General features: G+C 59.7%; 26 protein-coding genes. All 26 read left to right on the top strand.

What is annotated here, in order from left to right; all coding sequences use genetic code 11:
* Positions 1-9: 9 nt before the first annotated feature.
* The 26 genes from BMX27_RS09815 to rpsK all read left to right on the top strand — a co-directional run bounded on the left by BMX27_RS09815 (position 10) and on the right by rpsK (position 16917).
* Positions 10-624, top strand: a complete 615-nt coding sequence (locus BMX27_RS09815; protein ID WP_090159686.1) for a hypothetical protein — start codon at positions 10-12, stop codon at positions 622-624.
* Positions 621-1112, top strand: a complete 492-nt coding sequence (locus tag BMX27_RS09820; RefSeq protein WP_090159687.1) for a prepilin peptidase — start codon at positions 621-623, stop codon at positions 1110-1112. The genes BMX27_RS09815 and BMX27_RS09820 overlap by 4 nt, the downstream gene beginning before the upstream one ends.
* Before the next feature lie 253 nt (positions 1113-1365).
* Positions 1366-4047 (top strand): beta strand repeat-containing protein, encoded by a 2682-nt coding sequence (locus BMX27_RS09825; RefSeq protein WP_090159688.1) that lies wholly within the window; start codon positions 1366-1368, stop codon positions 4045-4047.
* A gap of 305 nt (positions 4048-4352) precedes the next feature.
* Positions 4353-5195, top strand: a complete 843-nt coding sequence (gene rplB / locus BMX27_RS09830) for a 50S ribosomal protein L2 (RefSeq protein WP_090159689.1) — start codon at positions 4353-4355, stop codon at positions 5193-5195.
* Position 5196: 1 nt separating this feature from the next.
* Entirely contained in the window at positions 5197-5475 is a 279-nt protein-coding gene (gene rpsS / locus BMX27_RS09835) for a 30S ribosomal protein S19 (protein WP_024088539.1), read from the top strand.
* A gap of 3 nt (positions 5476-5478) precedes the next feature.
* A complete protein-coding gene (rplV, locus tag BMX27_RS09840; RefSeq protein ID WP_056039005.1) occupies positions 5479-5859 on the top strand; it encodes a 50S ribosomal protein L22 in 381 nt (126 codons plus the stop codon).
* Positions 5859-6575, top strand: coding sequence for a 30S ribosomal protein S3 (gene rpsC / locus BMX27_RS09845; protein ID WP_056039002.1), 717 nt, complete (start codon positions 5859-5861; stop codon positions 6573-6575). The genes rplV and rpsC overlap by 1 nt, the downstream gene beginning before the upstream one ends.
* Positions 6576-6587: 12 nt before the next feature.
* Positions 6588-7001 carry a 50S ribosomal protein L16 gene (gene rplP, locus BMX27_RS09850; protein ID WP_056038998.1) on the top strand — a complete coding sequence of 138 codons (414 nt, stop codon included), beginning with the start codon at positions 6588-6590 and terminating at the stop codon, positions 6999-7001.
* Positions 7002-7261: 260 nt separating this feature from the next.
* Positions 7262-7882, top strand: coding sequence for a 2OG-Fe(II) oxygenase family protein (locus tag BMX27_RS09855; RefSeq protein WP_090159993.1), 621 nt, complete (start codon positions 7262-7264; stop codon positions 7880-7882).
* A 518-nt stretch (positions 7883-8400) separates the two neighbouring features.
* Positions 8401-8610, top strand: a complete 210-nt coding sequence (gene rpmC, locus BMX27_RS09865) for a 50S ribosomal protein L29 (RefSeq protein ID WP_056038989.1) — start codon at positions 8401-8403, stop codon at positions 8608-8610.
* Positions 8611-8614: 4 nt separating this feature from the next.
* The gene (gene rpsQ, locus BMX27_RS09870; RefSeq protein WP_056038985.1) at positions 8615-8845 is read left to right on the top strand and encodes a 30S ribosomal protein S17; all 231 of its coding nucleotides are present in this window, start codon (positions 8615-8617) and stop codon (positions 8843-8845) included.
* Positions 8846-8928: 83 nt separating this feature from the next.
* A complete protein-coding gene (gene rplN, locus BMX27_RS09875; protein WP_056038981.1) occupies positions 8929-9297 on the top strand; it encodes a 50S ribosomal protein L14 in 369 nt (122 codons plus the stop codon).
* A 2-nt stretch (positions 9298-9299) separates the two neighbouring features.
* Complete coding sequence (gene rplX, locus BMX27_RS09880) at positions 9300-9605, top strand: 50S ribosomal protein L24 (RefSeq protein WP_056038978.1); 306 nt, start codon at positions 9300-9302, stop codon at positions 9603-9605.
* A complete protein-coding gene (rplE, locus tag BMX27_RS09885) occupies positions 9605-10168 on the top strand; it encodes a 50S ribosomal protein L5 (protein ID WP_056038975.1) in 564 nt (187 codons plus the stop codon). Before rplX ends, rplE begins: the two co-directional genes overlap by 1 nt.
* Positions 10169-10189: 21 nt before the next feature.
* Positions 10190-10495 carry a 30S ribosomal protein S14 gene (rpsN, locus tag BMX27_RS09890; protein WP_056038972.1) on the top strand — a complete coding sequence of 102 codons (306 nt, stop codon included), beginning with the start codon at positions 10190-10192 and terminating at the stop codon, positions 10493-10495.
* Positions 10496-10507: 12 nt separating this feature from the next.
* A complete protein-coding gene (gene rpsH / locus BMX27_RS09895) occupies positions 10508-10900 on the top strand; it encodes a 30S ribosomal protein S8 (protein WP_056038970.1) in 393 nt (130 codons plus the stop codon).
* 10 nt (positions 10901-10910) lie between these two features.
* Positions 10911-11444, top strand: coding sequence for a 50S ribosomal protein L6 (gene rplF / locus BMX27_RS09900; protein ID WP_056038967.1), 534 nt, complete (start codon positions 10911-10913; stop codon positions 11442-11444).
* Position 11445: 1 nt separating this feature from the next.
* Positions 11446-11805 carry a 50S ribosomal protein L18 gene (gene rplR / locus BMX27_RS09905; RefSeq protein ID WP_056038964.1) on the top strand — a complete coding sequence of 120 codons (360 nt, stop codon included), beginning with the start codon at positions 11446-11448 and terminating at the stop codon, positions 11803-11805.
* A 109-nt stretch (positions 11806-11914) separates the two neighbouring features.
* Entirely contained in the window at positions 11915-12517 is a 603-nt protein-coding gene (gene rpsE / locus BMX27_RS09910) for a 30S ribosomal protein S5 (RefSeq protein WP_090159691.1), read from the top strand.
* A gap of 13 nt (positions 12518-12530) precedes the next feature.
* Positions 12531-12719, top strand: a complete 189-nt coding sequence (rpmD, locus tag BMX27_RS09915; RefSeq protein ID WP_090159692.1) for a 50S ribosomal protein L30 — start codon at positions 12531-12533, stop codon at positions 12717-12719.
* Between the two features lie 191 nt (positions 12720-12910).
* Complete coding sequence (locus BMX27_RS09920; protein WP_090159693.1) at positions 12911-13123, top strand: DUF1127 domain-containing protein; 213 nt, start codon at positions 12911-12913, stop codon at positions 13121-13123.
* A 219-nt stretch (positions 13124-13342) separates the two neighbouring features.
* Entirely contained in the window at positions 13343-13825 is a 483-nt protein-coding gene (rplO, locus tag BMX27_RS09925; protein WP_090159694.1) for a 50S ribosomal protein L15, read from the top strand.
* A 127-nt stretch (positions 13826-13952) separates the two neighbouring features.
* Positions 13953-15293 (top strand): preprotein translocase subunit SecY, encoded by a 1341-nt coding sequence (secY, locus tag BMX27_RS09930; protein ID WP_090159994.1) that lies wholly within the window; start codon positions 13953-13955, stop codon positions 15291-15293.
* A complete protein-coding gene (locus tag BMX27_RS09935) occupies positions 15290-15937 on the top strand; it encodes an adenylate kinase (RefSeq protein ID WP_090159695.1) in 648 nt (215 codons plus the stop codon). Before secY ends, BMX27_RS09935 begins: the two co-directional genes overlap by 4 nt.
* Positions 15938-16143: 206 nt before the next feature.
* Positions 16144-16512, top strand: coding sequence for a 30S ribosomal protein S13 (gene rpsM, locus BMX27_RS09940; protein ID WP_056038946.1), 369 nt, complete (start codon positions 16144-16146; stop codon positions 16510-16512).
* 12 nt (positions 16513-16524) lie between these two features.
* A complete protein-coding gene (rpsK, locus tag BMX27_RS09945) occupies positions 16525-16917 on the top strand; it encodes a 30S ribosomal protein S11 (protein ID WP_056038943.1) in 393 nt (130 codons plus the stop codon).
* Positions 16918-16928 lie beyond the last annotated feature (11 nt).

Raw genomic sequence — 16928 nt, forward strand, 5'->3', positions numbered from 1 at the left:
CGGGCGTGCATGACACGCCGGTGGCGTGCGGTTGCTGCGACATGCGTCATCTGGGTGACCGCATGTCCTGCGGTTGCGCAATCCGCGACCGATCTATCGGTGCGTGACCAGTTTCAGCAGGCCTTTGCCGCGCTGTCGCAAGGCGATAGTGTCACAGCACAACGAGGTTACACCAACCTGATGCGCACGCAGGATCTGGGGGCCGATCTGTTGGACGCGGCCCAGCGGGGCCTGATTGCGGCACAGCTGATGCAGCTGGACCGCCTGGTCGCGGACAACGGGCCACAGGGTGCGGCTGTCGCAGCACTGGTGAATGAAATCCTGATCCAGATGGCAATGCCTGACAGTGCCCTGACTGCGCCGCAGCGGCGGGCGATTGCGGCGCGCCTGCCAGGCGTTGCAGATGCGCCAATGATCGCACGCTACCGGGTCCGCGTCGTGGTGGCCTCTGTACGCGCGCTGCCGTCCTCTGCACAGGATTCGGCGCGTGTGGGCCGCGCACCCGAGGGGGCGGTGCTGGATGTGGTGGCGATCGTGCCGGGCCGTGAGCCGGGATACGATTGGGCGCGACTGGCTGGCGGGCAGGGCTATGTCCGCATTGATTTGCTGGTGCCGCTGGAATGATCGGCCTGCCGGACCCGACGTTGTTGTCGCTTGGCCTCGCCTTGGCGGTGGCCCTGATTTCCACATGGATCATCTGGACGGATATTTCGGCCCGCAGGATCAGCAATGCGGCTGTCGCGGCGCTGGCGGCGGTCTGGTTGATTGCAGCGCTGTTCCTGTTGCCTTGGTTCGAGGTGCTGCGTGGCCTCGGTCTGGCGATCGCCGTCTTTGTGGTCGGGGTGCTGATCTATCAAAAGGCGCGGATCGGCGGTGGCGATATCAAGCTCTTGTGCGCCACGCTGGCGCTGGTGCCGTCTGCACAATTCTGGAACGCGGTCTGGGTGTTCTACGGGCTGCTGGTGTTGCACGTGGTCATCAGTTTGATCGTCAGCGGAATCGCGCTGAAATCAATCCGCAAATCCTGGCAGAACGTACGACAATATCCCTTGGGCGTGCCGTTGGCTGGCGTTTTGCTAGTTGGCGCGTTGCGTTATCTGGCATCTGCCTAAAACATAGGCCATTGCGAACAATCGTTTCAAATCGGTGCAATTGCGCACCTGCTAAGGGATTTACGGCAATATTGTGGCCGTTGCCCTTGACTCCGGTCCTTACGTAAACTCCTAAATACAATAGAAAGTGATCGTGACCTTGCGTAATCGGCAAATTTTCGCCCCCGCAGGTTCGCAACACGGGACACACCCGATCGGCCACAGGTCGACGCTGAACAAAATTTTTAGACGCATTCGCTGCATTGAGGGCATCATGACTGACAACTCCAACCTCCGCCAAACCGGTATCCGTCAAAAATCCTTGGCTGGCCATTGCCGTCTGGGCCGCGCGACTGCCCTCGTACTGACGTTTGCGACAGGCGCGGTGGTGACGCTGGGTGTATCCCACGCCGACGCGCAGACGCTGACATGGGATATCGTGTCCGGTGACGGCGCTACGGTCACCTCGGGTGACGGCACTTGGGATGATGAGCGGACGGTCGAAAACTGGAACGACGGCACGGGCAGTGTCGGGTTCCGCCCCTTCGATGACGTTGTCATCCGTGATTCCAATGCGGCCCCGGGTTTTACGATCACGGTCGATGATCAGGGCGGAGATGGTATCGTGCGCGCGGGCGACGTTTTCGTGCGGGCAGCGGACGTGACGATCACGGGGCCAAGCCAACTCGCGCTTGAGGCGCTGCGGGTCGCTCCGGGTGCGTTTGTTGTTCTCGACGGTATCGAAATTGCCGGTACGCTGAACCTGTCTGGCAGCGGTCTGATCGACTTGGGTGATGTCTTTGTGACTGGCAATCTGGCATCCGCGGGTCAGGATGTGTTTCAGTTCGGTGATGTCGATGTGTCTGGGGTGACGCAGATCAGGGGTGACTACCTAATCGACGGTGGGGCAACGCTCACGACGCGCGGCGTCAACGTTTCCAACAACGCGCTGTTTGTCGCCAGTGGTGACATCATCGGAACGGTGACGTCCTTTGGCCGTACGTTCATTGCGGGCGATGTGGATGGCGCCGTGAACGTGCGTGGCGGTCAAACGGTGTTTGACGGTGATTCCACGGTCGGGGGCGTGCGCGTCTTTAAGAGAACGATGACCGTCGCGGATGGCGCGTCTTTGACGACAGTTAATGGTGCCCGCGTTTCTGACGGTGGTCGCGGGATCATTGAAGGCACGATGGTTTCTGATGTTCGAAATCTTGGTGAGCTGAACGTGACCGGAACGCTCGACGGTGATGTGCAAAACACTGGTTTGATACGTTTGTCCGGCTTGATTGATGGCGATATTTTCAATACCGGAAGAATTTCTGTTGAAGATGGGTCGGCCGGCTTGTTGGGTGATATCGACAACCGTGGCCCTGGTCGGATTGATATCCGTGACGGTGCTGTTGTCGCAGGTGGTTCGATCAACAACGTGTACGGTAACCTGTCGATCGCAGGCACCTACAACGGTGACGTGATGAACGCGCGGACCGTGCAGCTGGACGGTGGCACGATCGGCGGGGACTACACATCCGCCAATCTGGGGTCCAGCAATTCAGCCGTTCTGGCGGCACGCGGTCAGACCCGGATCGGCGGCGACGTGAACGGTGCGGGCATCATTGACATGCGCGGCCGTGGCACAACGGACAACATCTCCATCGGTGGCGCGATCACGGGCAGCAACACGTTCAATCTGGACGTGAACACATCGGCGGCTGCACCCAACGTCGACACCATCACGCTCGAAAGCCCGGGCGACGTATCGGCGGTGCAGACGTTGAATTTCGTCAACGCAGGCACCGGGCTTCAGACTGATCCTGTCGATGTCGTCATCGGCGACGGCGGCACGGTTGATCCCGACGATTTCGAGGTTGGGCTCCAGGCGCTGCCGGGTGGGACGACCGTGACCGCGCTGACGCAGAACGGCGACAACCTGGCCTATACGGTCTCGGTGACACCTGCTGTTGGCGGTGTGATCGGTGGCGTTGCAGCAACAAATGCCCTGATCGGTTCGATCGTGAACCGCCCGGCGTCGGCCTTTGTGACGCAAAGCGCGACACAGGCCGCTGACACCTGCGGTCGCGGGCTTTGGGCACGTGCGATTTCGGGCGAGGCAGATGGAAATGTCACCACCACAGATTCGCTGGGCCAGACCGATAACGACGTGAACATCACCTATGGTGGTGTGACCTTGGGACGTGACGTGGCCTGCGTGCAGGGCGGCCCTGGCGGATTTGATCTGGTCATGGGTGGTCAGGTGTCTGCCGTGACCGGTCAGTCCAGCGTGCCGGTGGATGCGATCGGCACCGTCGCCGCGTCGACAACCGCGACCGATTTCGACCAGTTGTCGTTCGGTGCCTATGTCGCCGCGACCAAGGGGTCGCTGCTGATCGACGGCCAATTGACCGGGACACGGACCAACAGCGAAATCTCGAACTCGTCCGTCAGCCTGAACGACAGTGAGTTCAGCGTCAGCGGCCTGGGTGTTTCGCTTGCGGCGCGTTATTTCTACGCACTGCCGCAGGAAGGCTGGGCGATCATTCCCAGCGCCGGTGTGTCGGTCGAGCGCATGCAGTTCTCGAACCTCGGCTTTGGTGATGGCAGCACGCTGTCGCTGGACGATCACACCCGCACGCTGGCCTATGTTGGCGGGACAGTGCAGAAAACCATCAACTCCCCTTCGGGTGACTCGCAGCAGCGGTTCCGTGGTACGGTCTCCTTGTTCGACGACCTGTCCGACGATCAGGTGGGCACCTTTACCCTCGCAAACGGTGGCGGCACGGAAACACTGTCGACCGGCAACTTGGGCAGCTTTACCGAGGCCAGCTTTGGCTACACGTTCTCGCAGCTGTTCACCGATGGTCCGGTCGATCAGATCGACCAGCAGATCCGCATCGACGGCCGGTTTGGCGACAATGTGGACAGCTACGGCATCACCGCAGAGGTGCGTTTCCACTTCTGATCTCGGGCCGGTCTGATCCGGCAGCATTGAAACAGGGGCATCCCGCGCAATCGGGGTGCCCTTTGCTTTGGCCACGGGGTGTGGGGTAGGCAGCGGCAGTTCGACTCTGGCCAAGCACGGCCTTGTGGAAACGCTGTCGGCATTGAGCAATGGACTTGCCACCCCGGCGCCCCCCTGCTATCAGCCGCCAACTGACCGGCCTCGGATTCGTTCCGGGGCCGTTTGGTTTATTCTTTGGCACCTACGGGGGCCTTCACATCAGGGTCCGCGTCAGTGGACCCGCCAAGCAAACGGAAGAAGCTAACATGGCACTCAAGTCGTATAAGCCGACGACGCCGGGCCAGCGTGGGCTGGTGCTGATCGACCGTTCGGAGCTTTGGAAAGGACGTCCCGTCAAATCCCTCACCGAGGGTCTGACGAAATCGGGCGGCCGGAACAACACCGGACGGATCACGTCGCGTCGTATTGGTGGGGGCGCAAAGCGTCTGTACCGCATCGTCGATTTCAAGCGTAGCAAGCTGGACATGTCCGCTGTTATCGTGCGGATCGAATATGACCCGAACCGCACCGCATTCATCGCGCTGATCCAGTACGAAGACGGCACTCAGAATTACATCCTCGCACCGCAGCGTGTGTCCATCGGCGACAAGGTGATCGCGTCCGCAAAGGCCGACATCAAGCCGGGCAACGCCATGCCGTTCTCGGGCATGCCGATCGGTACGATCGTTCACAACATCGAGCTGAAGGCAGGCAAGGGCGGTCAGATCGCACGTTCCGCCGGCACCTACGCCCAGTTCGTCGGTCGTGACGGTGGTTACGCTCAGATCCGTTTGTCCTCGGGCGAACTGCGTCTGGTGCGTCAGGAATGCATGGCCACCATCGGTGCCGTGTCGAACCCCGACAACTCCAACCAGAACTTTGGTAAGGCCGGTCGCACCCGCCACAAGGGCAAGCGTCCTTCGGTCCGCGGTGTCGCGATGAACCCGATCGATCACCCGCACGGCGGTGGTGAAGGTCGGACCTCCGGTGGTCGTCACCCCGTGACACCCTGGGGCAAGCCCACCAAAGGCGCCAAGACCCGTAACCGGAAGAAGGCTTCCAGCAGCCTGATCATCCGTACGCGTCACCAAAAGAAGAAAGGCCGCTAATATGGCTCGTTCCGTCTGGAAAGGCCCGTTCGTCGACGCTTATGTGCTGAAAAAAGCCGAAGCTGCGCGCGAAAGCGGTCGTAACGAAGTGATCAAGATCTGGTCGCGTCGCTCCACCATCCTGCCTCAGTTCGTTGGCCTCACCTTTGGTGTGTACAACGGCAAGAAGCATATCCCCGTCAACGTCAGCGAAGACATGATCGGTCAGAAGTTCGGTGAATATTCCCCGACGCGGACCTATTACGGTCACGCCGCCGACAAAAAAGCGAAGCGGAAGTAAGTCATGAGCAAGGATAAGAATCCCCGCCGCGTGGCCGACAACGAAGCCCGCGCAAAACTGCGCATGCTGCGTACCTCGCCGCAGAAACTGAACCTCGTCGCAGAGCTGATCCGTGGCAAGAAAGTCGAGCGGGCATTGACCGACCTGACTTTCAGCAAGAAGCGCATCGCAGCTGACGTGAAGAAGTGCCTGCAGTCGGCCATCGCCAACGCAGAGAACAACCACAACCTGGACGTCGATGAACTGATCGTCGCCGAGGCCTATGTGGGCAAGAACCTGTTGATGAAGCGCGGACGCCCCCGGGCCCGTGGCCGTTTCGGCAAGATCGTCAAGCCGTTCTCTGAAATCACCATTCTGGTGCGCCAAGTTGAGGAGCAAGCGTAATGGGTAACAAAGTTAATCCTATCGGCATGCGTCTTCAGGTGAACCGCACGTGGGACAGCCGCTGGTTTGCAAACACCAAGGACTATGGTGATCTGCTGCTAGAAGACCTGGCCATCAAGGCGTTCATCCGCAAGGAATGTGCACAATCCGGCGTCAGCCGCGTGATCATCGAGCGTCCGCACCGCAAGTGCCGCGTCACGATCCACGCAGCCCGTCCCGGCGTCATCATCGGCAAGAAAGGTGCAGACATCGAAGGTCTGCGTCAGAAGCTGGCGAAACTGACGGCGTCCGAACTGCACCTGAACATCGTCGAAGTCCGCAAGCCCGAATTGGACGCAGCCCTGGTTGCCGAAAACATCGGTCAGCAGCTGGAACGCCGTGTGTCCTTCCGTCGCGCGATGAAGCGTGCGGTGCAGAACACCATGCGCATGGGTGGCCTGGGCATCCGGGTGAACCTCGCTGGTCGTCTGGGTGGTGCCGAAATCGCACGGACCGAATGGTACCGCGAGGGCCGCGTGCCCCTGCACACCCTGCGGGCCGACATCGATTACGCGCTGTACGAGGCAATGACCCCCTATGGTATCATCGGGATCAAGGTCTGGATCTTCAAAGGCGAGATCATGGAACATGATCCGCAGGCGCACGATCGCAAACATGCCGAGCTTCAGGAAGGCGCTGTTCCGCGCGGTCCTGGTGGCCCGCGTCGCGACCGGTAAGGAGTAGAACCAATGCTACAACCGAAACGCACAAAATTCCGCAAGATGCACAAAGGCCGCATCAAGGGTGAAGCAAAGGGCGGGTTTGACCTGAACTTTGGCACCTTTGGCCTGAAGGCACTGGAGCCCGAGCGGATCACCGCACGTCAGATCGAAGCGGCACGTCGTGCCATGACGCGTCACATGAAGCGTCAGGGCCGCGTCTGGATCCGGATTTTCCCGGATCTGCCCGTGACCTCCAAGCCGGTCGAAGTCCGGATGGGTAAAGGTAAGGGGTCCGTCGATTTCTGGGCAGCCAAGGTCAAGCCGGGCCGCGTTATGTTCGAGATCGACGGCGTCGACGAAGTCACCGCACGCGAGGCCCTGCGCCTGGCCGCGATGAAGCTGCCGATCAAGACCCGCACCGTGGTCCGCGAAGACTGGTAAACCCGGTCGTTCGTTAATGATAGAAGGCCCCTGCCGAAAGGTGGGGGCCTTTTGCGTTTGGATTGCCAATTGGCAATCGGGGCGATGTGCACGGGTGATCAACGGCTTGTCCTGGATGGCATAAAGCGTTCACCCCTGCGTGCGGTCCAGACACGTTTTCGCCGAAAACGAGTCCACCCGGCCCGCCAGAGGTGCCAGAATTTTCGCGAAAATTCTGACGCCCCGTGGCGCAGGTCCGGCAATGGGGCTAGATGTGGCACATGACCCAGATCAGATCCCTCTTTGTGACCCGCCTGTACCAAGCGCCCCTGTCCGCGCATGGCAAACCCATCGACCCCGAAGAATTGGAGGCGACATGCCTGTCTATCGCAGAGGATGACGAGGCGGGACAGGACTGGTGCGAGGAAAACAGCTTTCCCGGCTATACGTCCTATGCCTCGCTGACGGACCTGCCGTGGCGCATGCCGATCTTCAAGACGCTGAAAAAGGCGTTGGACAAGCACGTGAAGGCATTCGCCAAGGACCTGTCATTCGACCTGGGTGACAAGAAGCTGAAGCTCGAAGACCTCTGGATCAACATCCTGCCAGAGGGCGGCATTCACACCGCCCACATCCACCCACATTCTGTCATTTCCGGCACGACCTATGTGGCGATGCCTTCCGGCACATCCGCGATCAAGTTCGAGGACCCGCGCTTGGCCATGATGATGGCCGCCCCCGGCCGTACCAAGGATGCGGACGAGGCGCTGCGCCAGTTCATCTACGTCGCCCCCGAGGTCGGTGACGTGCTGCTATGGGAAAGCTGGCTGCGCCACGAGGTGCCGATGAACATGGCCGAAGAGGACCGGATCTCGGTAAGTTTCAACTACCGCTGGGACTAAAGTTCGGATGTAAAGCACAACGGCGACGCCACTCCTTATCTTTGAGACTAGGTAAGGTCGGTTAGGGGTTTGAACTTTGACGCTTCGATCAAGTGTAGTGCTTCCGATAGATCCTGAAACCTTAGTTCATCCGCGCCGTCTGCGCTTTCGTAGCGGGTTTGTATATCTCTATACACAGATTTGCTTAGGCGCTCTGATTTATACCAAAGATATAACTCCCACCAGTATAGCTTCGTAGATCCCCGGGCTACTAACTCGTCCATTCTACCGGCAATGATGTTCTCGTGACGCTTGTTCATAAGATGTTTTCCTGTAAATTTGTGTGTATTAAAATTTTAATACACACAAAAAAATAGCAATCGTTAAAATACTGTTGGCCTAATTTCGGATTTGCATGTCGGTCCGGGATAGCCCCTTGCCAACTGACCGCATCCCTTCTATGAGGCCACTTCATCACGAACTCCACTGGATGCAGGGTGACCCGAAAGGGCCCTCCAGTGATGTTGAAAGGATACGGCATGAAAGCCAACGAACTGCGTGACAAGACGCCCGACCAACTGCGGGAAGAGCTTGTAAATCTTAAGAAAGAATCGTTCAATCTGCGGTTCCAGCAGGCCACCGGCCAGATGGAAAACACCGCTGCGATCCGCGCTGCACGTCGCAACGCGGCCCGCGTCAAAACGATTCTCAACCAGAAAGCCGCTGACGCGGCCAATTCGGAGGCCTGAGCCCATGCCAAAGCGTATTTTGTCCGGGGTCGTCACCTCCAACCAGAACGAACAGACCGTCACCGTGTCGGTCGAGCGTCGCTTCAAGCACCCGCTGCTGCACAAGACAGTGCGTAAGTCCAAGAAGTACCGCGCCCACGACGAGAACAACACGTTCAACGTCGGCGACCAGGTCCGCATTCAGGAATGCGCGCCGAAGTCGAAAACCAAACGCTGGGAAGTGATCGCGTCCTAATCGGCGCCCACCCCCAATTCAACGAAACCCTGGGGCCCCGGTCGGAAATCGGGCATACCCCATAGGTCGAAAAAGGACATCACATGATCCAGATGCAGACCAACCTGGATGTTGCTGACAACAGCGGCGCACGCCGTGTGCAGTGCATCAAGGTTCTCGGCGGTTCGCACCGTCGTTACGCATCGGTCGGCGATATCATCGTCGTATCGGTGAAAGAGGCCATTCCCCGCGGCCGCGTGAAAAAGGGCGACGTGCGTAAAGCTGTCGTCGTGCGCACCGCCAAGGAAGTGTTCCGTGAAGACGGAACCGCGATCCGTTTCGATCGCAACGCGGCTGTCATCCTCAACAACAACAACGAGCCGGTCGGCACCCGTATCTTTGGGCCGGTCGTGCGTGAGCTTCGTGCAAAGAACTTCATGAAGATCATCTCTCTCGCTCCGGAGGTGCTGTAACCATGGCTGCAAAACTCCGCAAAGGTGACAAGGTCATCGTTCTGGCTGGCAAGGACAAAGGTCTGACCGGCGAGATCAAGAGCGTCGACCCCAAGGCCGGCAAGGCCGTGGTCGAAGGTGTGAACATGGCGATCCGCCACGTGAAGCAGAGCCAGTCCAGCGAAGGTGGCCGCACGCCCAAGGCGATGCCGATCCAGCTGAGCAACCTGGCTGTTGTTGATGCGAACGGCAAAGCCACCCGCGTCGGTTTCCGCATGGATGGCGACAACAAGGTGCGTTACGCCAAGACGACAGGGGATGCGATCTGATGCTTGACCAAGCGAACTACACCCCGCGCCTGAAGCAGCAGTACATGGACACGATCCGCGCTGCGCTGAAGGAAGAATTCGGCTACAAGAACGACATGCAGATTCCGAAGCTGGACAAGATCGTCCTGAACATCGGCTGCGGTGCAGAGGCCGTGCGCGATTCCAAGAAGGCGAAGACCGCTCAGGAAGACCTGACGACCATCGCCGGCCAGAAGGCCATGACCACACGTGCCAAGAAGTCCATCGCTGGCTTCCGCGTCCGTGAGGACATGCCCCTGGGTGCAAAGGTGACCCTGCGCGGTGACCGCATGTACGAATTCCTGGACCGCCTGATCACCGTCGCAATGCCGCGCATCCGCGACTTCCGTGGTGTCTCTGGCAAATCCTTCGACGGCCGCGGCAACTATGCCACGGGCATCAAGGAACACCTCATCTTCCCCGAGATCAATTTCGACAAGATCGACGAGAACTGGGGCATGGACATCGTGATCTGCACCACCGCCGCAACCGACGCTGAAGCCAAGAGCCTGTTGAAAGCCTTCAACATGCCCTTCAACAGCTGATCGCGTCAGGAGAACAAAGATATGGCTAAGAAATCCATGATCGAGCGCGAGAAAAAGCGCGAACGCCTGGTGGCGCAGTACGCTGAAAAGCGCGCGGCCCTGAAGGCAATCATCAACGACCGTGAAAAGCCCGTCGAGGAGCGCTTCAAGGCGTCCCTGAAGCTGGCCGAACTGCCCCGCAACTCCAGCAAGGTGCGTCTGCACAACCGCTGCCAGCTGACGGGTCGTCCGCACGCGTATTATCGTAAACTGAAGATCAGCCGGATCGCGCTGCGGGACCTTGGTTCCAACGGCGAGATCCCCGGCATGGTCAAGTCGAGCTGGTAAGGAGAATTTAATATGAACGATCCTATCGGTGATATGCTGACCCGCATTCGTAACGGTCAGATGCGCGGCAAAGCCTCGGTCGAGACACCTGCATCCAAGCTGCGTGGCTGGGTGCTGGATGTGCTGGCTGACGAAGGCTACATCCGCGGTTACGAGAAAAAAGACGGCAAGGACGGTCACCCGGCCTTTTCGATCGAGCTGAAGTACTACGAAGGTACGCCCGTCATCCAAGAGGTGAAGCGCGTGTCCAAGCCCGGTCGTCGTGTTTACATGGCCGTCAATGACCTGCCGAGCGTCCGTCAGGGCCTGGGTGTGTCGATTGTCTCCACCCCCAAGGGTGTGATGTCTGATGCAAATGCACGCGCAGCCAATGTTGGCGGCGAAGTGCTTTGCACCGTATTCTAAGGAGGGACTGATGTCTCGTATTGGTAAAAAACCGGTCGAGCTGCCCTCCGGGGTTGAGGCGAAAGTCTCCGGCCAGACCATCGAAGTGAAAGGCCCCAAGGGGACCCGCAGCTTCAAGGCGACCGACGATGTGACACTGACGGTCGAAGACGGCGCAGTCAGCGTGACGCCGCGCGGCAAGTCCAAGCGCGCACGGCAGCAGTGGGGCATGACGCGCACGCAGGTGTCAAACCTTGTGACCGGTGTGACCACCGGCTTCAAGAAAGAGCTTGAGATCAACGGCGTGGGTTACCGGGCACAGATGCAGGGCAACGTCCTGAAGCTGGCGCTGGGTTACAGCCACGACGTGAATTTCGATGTGCCCGAGGGCGTCACCGTGACGGCCCCCAAGCAGACCGAGATCATCGTCGAAGGCATCGACCAGCAGCAGGTTGGTCAGGTTGCCGCGAACATCCGTGCTTGGCGCAAGCCCGAGCCCTACAAGGGCAAGGGTATCAAGTACAAAGATGAGTACATCTTCCGCAAAGAAGGGAAGAAGAAGTAACATGGCCAACAGCAAAAGAACCCTGTTCCTCAAGCGCCGTCTGCGCGTCCGGAACAAGCTGCGCAGCGTCAATGCTGGTCGGATGCGTCTGAGCGTCCACCGCAGCAACAAGAACATCAGCGTCCAGCTGATCGACGATGTGAACGGCGTGACCGTCGCCTCTGCCTCCACGCTGGAGAAAGATCTGGGCGTCGTCGGCACAAACAACATCGAGGCCGCCAAGAAGGTGGGCGCGGCGATTGCCGAGCGCGCCAAGAAAGCCGGCGTGGAAGAAGCATATTTCGACCGCGGTGGTTTCCTGTTCCACGGCAAGGTGAAGGCTGTTGCCGACGCTGCCCGTGAAGCTGGCCTGAAGATCTAAACGACACGTAGGCGGCCCCCCGGTGGGGCCGTCTCGATGATCGGGGCCCGGTGGGGCACTGCGATCGTATCCACAAGGCGCGAGCCTGAAACAGAAAGGACAGCCAGACATGGCAGAACGTGATAACCGGGGTGGCCGCGGCCGCCGCGAAGAGCAAACACCGGAATTTGCCGACCGTCTGGTCGCGATCAACCGCGTGTCCAAGACCGTCAAGGGTGGTAAGCGCTTCGGCTTTGCCGCACTCGTCGTCGTCGGCGACCAGAAGGGTCGCGTCGGTTTCGGCAAGGGCAAGGCCAAAGAGGTCCCCGAGGCGATCCGCAAGGCAACCGAATCCGCCAAGCGCAACATGATCCGCGTCGCCCTCAAGGATGGCCGGACGCTGCACCACGACATGGAAGGCCGCCACGGCGCTGGCCGCGTCGTGATGCGTCAGGCTCCCGCAGGTACCGGTATCATCGCCGGTGGTCCAATGCGTGCCGTGTTCGAGATGCTGGGTGTGCAGGACGTCGTGTCCAAGTCGCTGGGTTCGCAGAACCCGTACAACATGATCCGCGCCACGCTGGACGGCCTCCGCAAGGAGCAGTCGCCCCGCAATGTGGCACAGCGTCGTGGCAAGAAGGTCGCCGACATTCTGCCAAAGCAGAACAACGTCGATCAGCAGTCTGACGTGGCACACAACGCCACCGAAGCCGAAGCAACCGCTGACGCGTAAGGAGTAGATGACAATGGCTAAAACAATCGTCGTCAAGCAGGTGGGTTCGCCCATCCGTCGCCCCGAAAAGCAGCGCAAAACGCTGATCGGCCTGGGCCTGAACAAGATGCATCGCACCCGCGAACTGGAAGACACACCTTCCGTCCGCGGCATGGTGAATTCGATCCCGCACCTGGTGCAGATCATCGAAGAAAAGGGCTAAGGCCTCTTTCAACGACAAGATTTTGGAACGCCCGCAGCAGCACGCTGCGGGCGTTCTGCGTTGCAGCATTTGCATGGCGGGTCTGAAGTTCTGTGCGTTGTGGGAATGTCTGGACGGTTCTATCTAACGGTCACGAGAGAGATAACCGGCCTGCACAGAACCGCGGGCACCTAAACCCGAAGGACGTACAGATGACTTTTGCAAGCACATTCAACACCGCCAACGCCGACAGCCTGATGGGCCGCCTGGCAACGACACTGCGCACCGCACGCGCCCGCCACAAGGCCTATGTGCGCACCCGTGACGAGCTGCACGCCATGTCCAGCCGCGAACTGGCCGACATCGGCATCAACCGCAGCATGATCCCCGCCGTCGCGCGCGAGGCCGCTGCACTGGCTGGCTAAGCCGCCACCGACGCAAGATTCAGGACGCCCTGCCAGTTTTGGCGGGGCGTTTTGCGTTTCAGGTCGCGACCCAAACTGCCGGTCGCCGGCCATTCTTGACGCGCTGCAGGTGCGCCGCTATACGCCGCCTGTCTGCACCCGTCGGGTGCGACTCACTGTAATGCCGTGTGCCTCGTTCCCGTCGCTGGGTGAGGTCCTCCGGCCAAGGAGATAGCGACAATGTTTAAACTGAACGAACTGTCCGACAACGAAGGCGCAACCCACCGCAAGAAGCGCGTTGGCCGCGGTGCAGGTTCCGGCAAAGGTAAGACCGGTGGCCGTGGTATCAAAGGTCAAAAGTCGCGCTCTGGTGTGGCGATCAAGGGCTATGAGGGCGGCCAGATGCCGCTGTACCAGCGCCTGCCCAAGCGTGGTTTCAACAACATCAACGCCAAGACCTATTCCGTCGTGAACCTGGGCCTGATCCAGAAATTCATCGACGCCGGCAAGATCGATGCCAGCAACGAGCTGACCGAGGACGCACTGATCGCATCCGGTCTGATCCGCCGCCGCAAGGACGGTATCCGCGTTCTGGCCAAGGGCGATCTGACGTCCAAGATCACGCTGAACGTGACTGGCGCATCCAAGGGTGCCATCGAAGCGGTCGAGAAGGCAGGTGGTTCCGTCACCGTCGCAGCCCCGAAAGCGGCCGCAGACGCCTGATCGCTTGTGGGTCAGGGAAACCTGCCCTAGATAGGATCAACGTTTTCCAAACGCCGCCGACCGGGAAACCGTTGGGCGGCGTTTTTATTATCGAAGAGGCCTTTGCATGGCATCCGCAGCAGAACAAATGGCATCCAACATGAGTTGGGGCGCTTTCGGCAAGGCGAAGGAACTTCGCAGCCGAATCCTTTTCACCATCGGACTTTTGTGTGTCTACCGTCTGGGCACCTATATCCCGGTGCCGGGGATCGACGGCGTGCAGTTGCGCGCCTTCATGGACGACGCGGCCGCCGGAATCGGTGGCATCCTGTCGATGTTCACAGGTGGTGCGCTGTCGCGGATGGGTATCTTTGCCCTGGGCATCATGCCTTATATTTCGGCCTCGATCATCGTGCAGCTGCTGGGCGCGATGTGGGAGCCGCTGAAAAACCTGAAAAAAGAGGGTGAGCAGGGGCGTCGCAAGATGAACCAGTACACCCGTTACGGCACCGTGGCACTGGCGACGGCGCAGGCTTACGGTTTGGCCAAGTCGCTGGAAGCGGGCGGTCTCGCCGCCGATCCGGGCCTGTTCTTTACCGCGAGCTGTGTGATCACCATCGTGGGTGGCACGATGTTCCTGATGTGGCTGGGTGAGCAGATCACCGCACGCGGTATCGGCAACGGTATTTCCTTGATCATTTTCGTCGGCATTATCGCCGAGGTTCCCGCCGCTCTGGCGCAATTCCTGAGCCAAGGCCGGTCCGGCGCAATCAGCCCCTTTGTCATCGTTGGCGTGATCGTGATGGTAATTGCGGTGCTGACATTCGTGGTGTTCATGGAACGGTCGCTGCGCAAGATCCACATCCAGTATCCACGCCAGCAACGCGGCATGAAGGTCTATGACGGATCGTCCAGCCACCTGCCGATCAAGGTGAACCCGGCTGGCGTGATCCCTGCGATTTTCGCAAGCGCATTGCTGCTGTTGCCGACCACGATCAGCACCTTCTCTGGCGGGTCCAACAGTCCGATCATGTCGGCGCTGCTGGCCTATTTCGGTCCGGGGCAGCCGTTGTATCTGTTGTTCTTTACGGTGATGATTGTGTTCTTCACCTACTTTTACACCCGTGAGGTCGCGTTCAAGACGGACGAGGTTGCCGAAAACCTGAAGAACCAGAACGGTTTCGTACCCGGTATTCGTCCGGGTCAGAAAACCAAGGAATACCTCGACTATGTTGTGACCCGTGTTCTGGTGCTGGGGTCCGGCTATCTGGCGCTGGTCGCGCTGTTGCCGGAAATCATCCGCAGCCAGTTCGCGATCCCGTTCTATTTCGGCGGAACATCCGTGCTGATTATCGTGTCGGTGGGGATGGACACGATCCAGCAGATACAGTCACATCTGCTGGCGCATCAGTATGAGGGACTGATCGAGAAATCACAGTTGCGCGGCAAGCGCGGCGGCACGAAGCGGAGGGGGCCAGCGCGCCGATGAACATTATCCTGTTGGGACCGCCGGGGGCGGGTAAGGGCACGCAAGCGCGTCGCCTGGTCGAAGAACGCAATCTGGTGCAGCTGTCCACAGGTGACATGCTGCGCGCCGCCCGGACATCGGGCACCGAGATGGGCCAGATGGTTGCCGGGGTCATGGACCGGGGCGAGTTGGTCACCGATGAGATCGTGATTGGTCTGATCCGCGAGCAACTGACCAACGACGACGGCGCTGACGGCTATATCTTTGACGGATTTCCCCGCACCCTGGCCCAGGCCGATGCGCTGGGTGATCTGCTGAAGGAACTGGGTGAGGATCTGGACCGCGTTGTCCTGATGGAAGTCGACGACGAGGCACTGGTCGCCCGGATCACGGCACGTTCGACCTGTGCCAACTGTGGTGAGGTCTACAACGACAACACCAAACCTGTCCCCGACGACGGCGTCTGCGTCAGCTGCGGCGAAAAGGCAGAGTTCACGCGCCGTTCGGACGACAACGAGGACAGCCTGAAAACCCGTTTGCTCGCCTATTACAAACAGACCAGTCCGCTGGTCGGTTACTACTATGCGAACGGCGACCTGAGCACGGTCGACGGCTTGCAGTCGATGGACGATGTATCGGCTGCGATCCGCGCTGCACTGACCTGATGCGCCAATGGTGAACAGGGGGTTGACCCCCTGTTGCCTTACTCCTAAACACCCGCATCCCGCGAGGGAATCATTCTTGGTGTCCGGGTCGCACCCACGCCGCCAAGATTACCTCATATGACACCGGCCTGCCGCGAAAATCGGTAGGCCTGCGTTGTGAAAAAAGGGTCTGGCATGACGGACCCGCAACGAAAAGGATTGCTATTTTGGCACGTATCGCTGGGGTTAACATCCCGTCTGGTAAGCGCGTTCCCATCGCACTGACCTATATCACCGGTATCGGCAACACGACCGCTGAAACCATCTGTGAAGCCGTTGGCATCGACCGCGCGCGCCGCGTGAACGACCTGTCCGACGCCGAAATCCTCAAGGTGCGCGAGTATATCGACGAGCATCTGACAGTCGAGGGTGACCTGCGTCGTGAGACCCAGATGAACATCAAGCGCCTGATGGACCTCGGTTCGTACCGTGGCCTGCGTCACCGCCGGAACCTGCCGGTTCGCGGTCAGCGGACCCACACCAACGCACGCACGCGCAAGGGCCCCGCAAAGGCCATCGCCGGCAAGAAGAAATAAGGAGCCTCCATCATGGCACGTGATACTCGTCGTGGGGGCAAGAAGAAGGTCTCCAAGAACATCGCCGCTGGTGTGGCGCATGTGAACTCTTCGTTCAACAACACGAAAATCCTGATTTCCGACGTTCAGGGCAATGCAATTGCGTGGTCCTCTGCCGGTACCATGGGTTTCAAGGGGTCGCGTAAATCGACACCCTATGCCGCCCAGATGGCCGCAGAAGACGCCGGTAAGAAAGCACAGGACCACGGCGTGAAAACGCTGGAAGTCGAAGTGCAGGGCCCCGGTTCCGGCCGCGAAAGCGCGCTGCGCGCTCTGGCCGCCGTCGGTTTCAACATCACCTCGATTCGTGATGTGACCCCGATGGCCCACAACGGCTGCCGCCCCCCAAAGCGTCGCCGCGTCTAAGCCTATTTATG

This window comes from Loktanella sp. DSM 29012, assembly GCF_900110705.1.
GTDB lineage: Bacteria > Pseudomonadota > Alphaproteobacteria > Rhodobacterales > Rhodobacteraceae > Loktanella > Loktanella gaetbuli.

Excerpts from the sequence above, each read along its gene's own strand:
- rplE (WP_056038975.1), top strand. The coding sequence starts at position 9,605 with ATGCTTGACCAAGCGAACTACACCCCGCGCCTGAAGCAGCAGTACATG.
- rpsN (WP_056038972.1), top strand. The coding sequence starts at position 10,190 with ATGGCTAAGAAATCCATGATCGAGCGCGAGAAAAAGCGCGAACGCCTG.
- rplO (WP_090159694.1), top strand. The coding sequence starts at position 13,343 with ATGTTTAAACTGAACGAACTGTCCGACAACGAAGGCGCAACCCACCGC.
- rpsE (WP_090159691.1), top strand. The coding sequence starts at position 11,915 with ATGGCAGAACGTGATAACCGGGGTGGCCGCGGCCGCCGCGAAGAGCAA.
- rplP (WP_056038998.1), top strand. The coding sequence starts at position 6,588 with ATGCTACAACCGAAACGCACAAAATTCCGCAAGATGCACAAAGGCCGC.
- rplN (WP_056038981.1), top strand. The coding sequence starts at position 8,929 with ATGATCCAGATGCAGACCAACCTGGATGTTGCTGACAACAGCGGCGCA.
- rplB (WP_090159689.1), top strand. The coding sequence starts at position 4,353 with ATGGCACTCAAGTCGTATAAGCCGACGACGCCGGGCCAGCGTGGGCTG.
- rplX (WP_056038978.1), top strand. The coding sequence starts at position 9,300 with ATGGCTGCAAAACTCCGCAAAGGTGACAAGGTCATCGTTCTGGCTGGC.
- rpsS (WP_024088539.1), top strand. The coding sequence starts at position 5,197 with ATGGCTCGTTCCGTCTGGAAAGGCCCGTTCGTCGACGCTTATGTGCTG.
- BMX27_RS09935 (WP_090159695.1), top strand. The coding sequence starts at position 15,290 with ATGAACATTATCCTGTTGGGACCGCCGGGGGCGGGTAAGGGCACGCAA.
- BMX27_RS09920 (WP_090159693.1), top strand. The coding sequence starts at position 12,911 with ATGACTTTTGCAAGCACATTCAACACCGCCAACGCCGACAGCCTGATG.
- rpsC (WP_056039002.1), top strand. The coding sequence starts at position 5,859 with ATGGGTAACAAAGTTAATCCTATCGGCATGCGTCTTCAGGTGAACCGC.
- rpmC (WP_056038989.1), top strand. The coding sequence starts at position 8,401 with ATGAAAGCCAACGAACTGCGTGACAAGACGCCCGACCAACTGCGGGAA.
- rplV (WP_056039005.1), top strand. The coding sequence starts at position 5,479 with ATGAGCAAGGATAAGAATCCCCGCCGCGTGGCCGACAACGAAGCCCGC.
- rpsK (WP_056038943.1), top strand. The coding sequence starts at position 16,525 with ATGGCACGTGATACTCGTCGTGGGGGCAAGAAGAAGGTCTCCAAGAAC.
- rplF (WP_056038967.1), top strand. The coding sequence starts at position 10,911 with ATGTCTCGTATTGGTAAAAAACCGGTCGAGCTGCCCTCCGGGGTTGAG.
- rpsH (WP_056038970.1), top strand. The coding sequence starts at position 10,508 with ATGAACGATCCTATCGGTGATATGCTGACCCGCATTCGTAACGGTCAG.
- BMX27_RS09815 (WP_090159686.1), top strand. The coding sequence starts at position 10 with ATGACACGCCGGTGGCGTGCGGTTGCTGCGACATGCGTCATCTGGGTG.
- BMX27_RS09820 (WP_090159687.1), top strand. The coding sequence starts at position 621 with ATGATCGGCCTGCCGGACCCGACGTTGTTGTCGCTTGGCCTCGCCTTG.
- BMX27_RS09825 (WP_090159688.1), top strand. The coding sequence starts at position 1,366 with ATGACTGACAACTCCAACCTCCGCCAAACCGGTATCCGTCAAAAATCC.
- secY (WP_090159994.1), top strand. The coding sequence starts at position 13,953 with ATGGCATCCAACATGAGTTGGGGCGCTTTCGGCAAGGCGAAGGAACTT.
- rpsQ (WP_056038985.1), top strand. The coding sequence starts at position 8,615 with ATGCCAAAGCGTATTTTGTCCGGGGTCGTCACCTCCAACCAGAACGAA.
- rplR (WP_056038964.1), top strand. The coding sequence starts at position 11,446 with ATGGCCAACAGCAAAAGAACCCTGTTCCTCAAGCGCCGTCTGCGCGTC.
- rpmD (WP_090159692.1), top strand. The coding sequence starts at position 12,531 with ATGGCTAAAACAATCGTCGTCAAGCAGGTGGGTTCGCCCATCCGTCGC.
- BMX27_RS09855 (WP_090159993.1), top strand. The coding sequence starts at position 7,262 with ATGACCCAGATCAGATCCCTCTTTGTGACCCGCCTGTACCAAGCGCCC.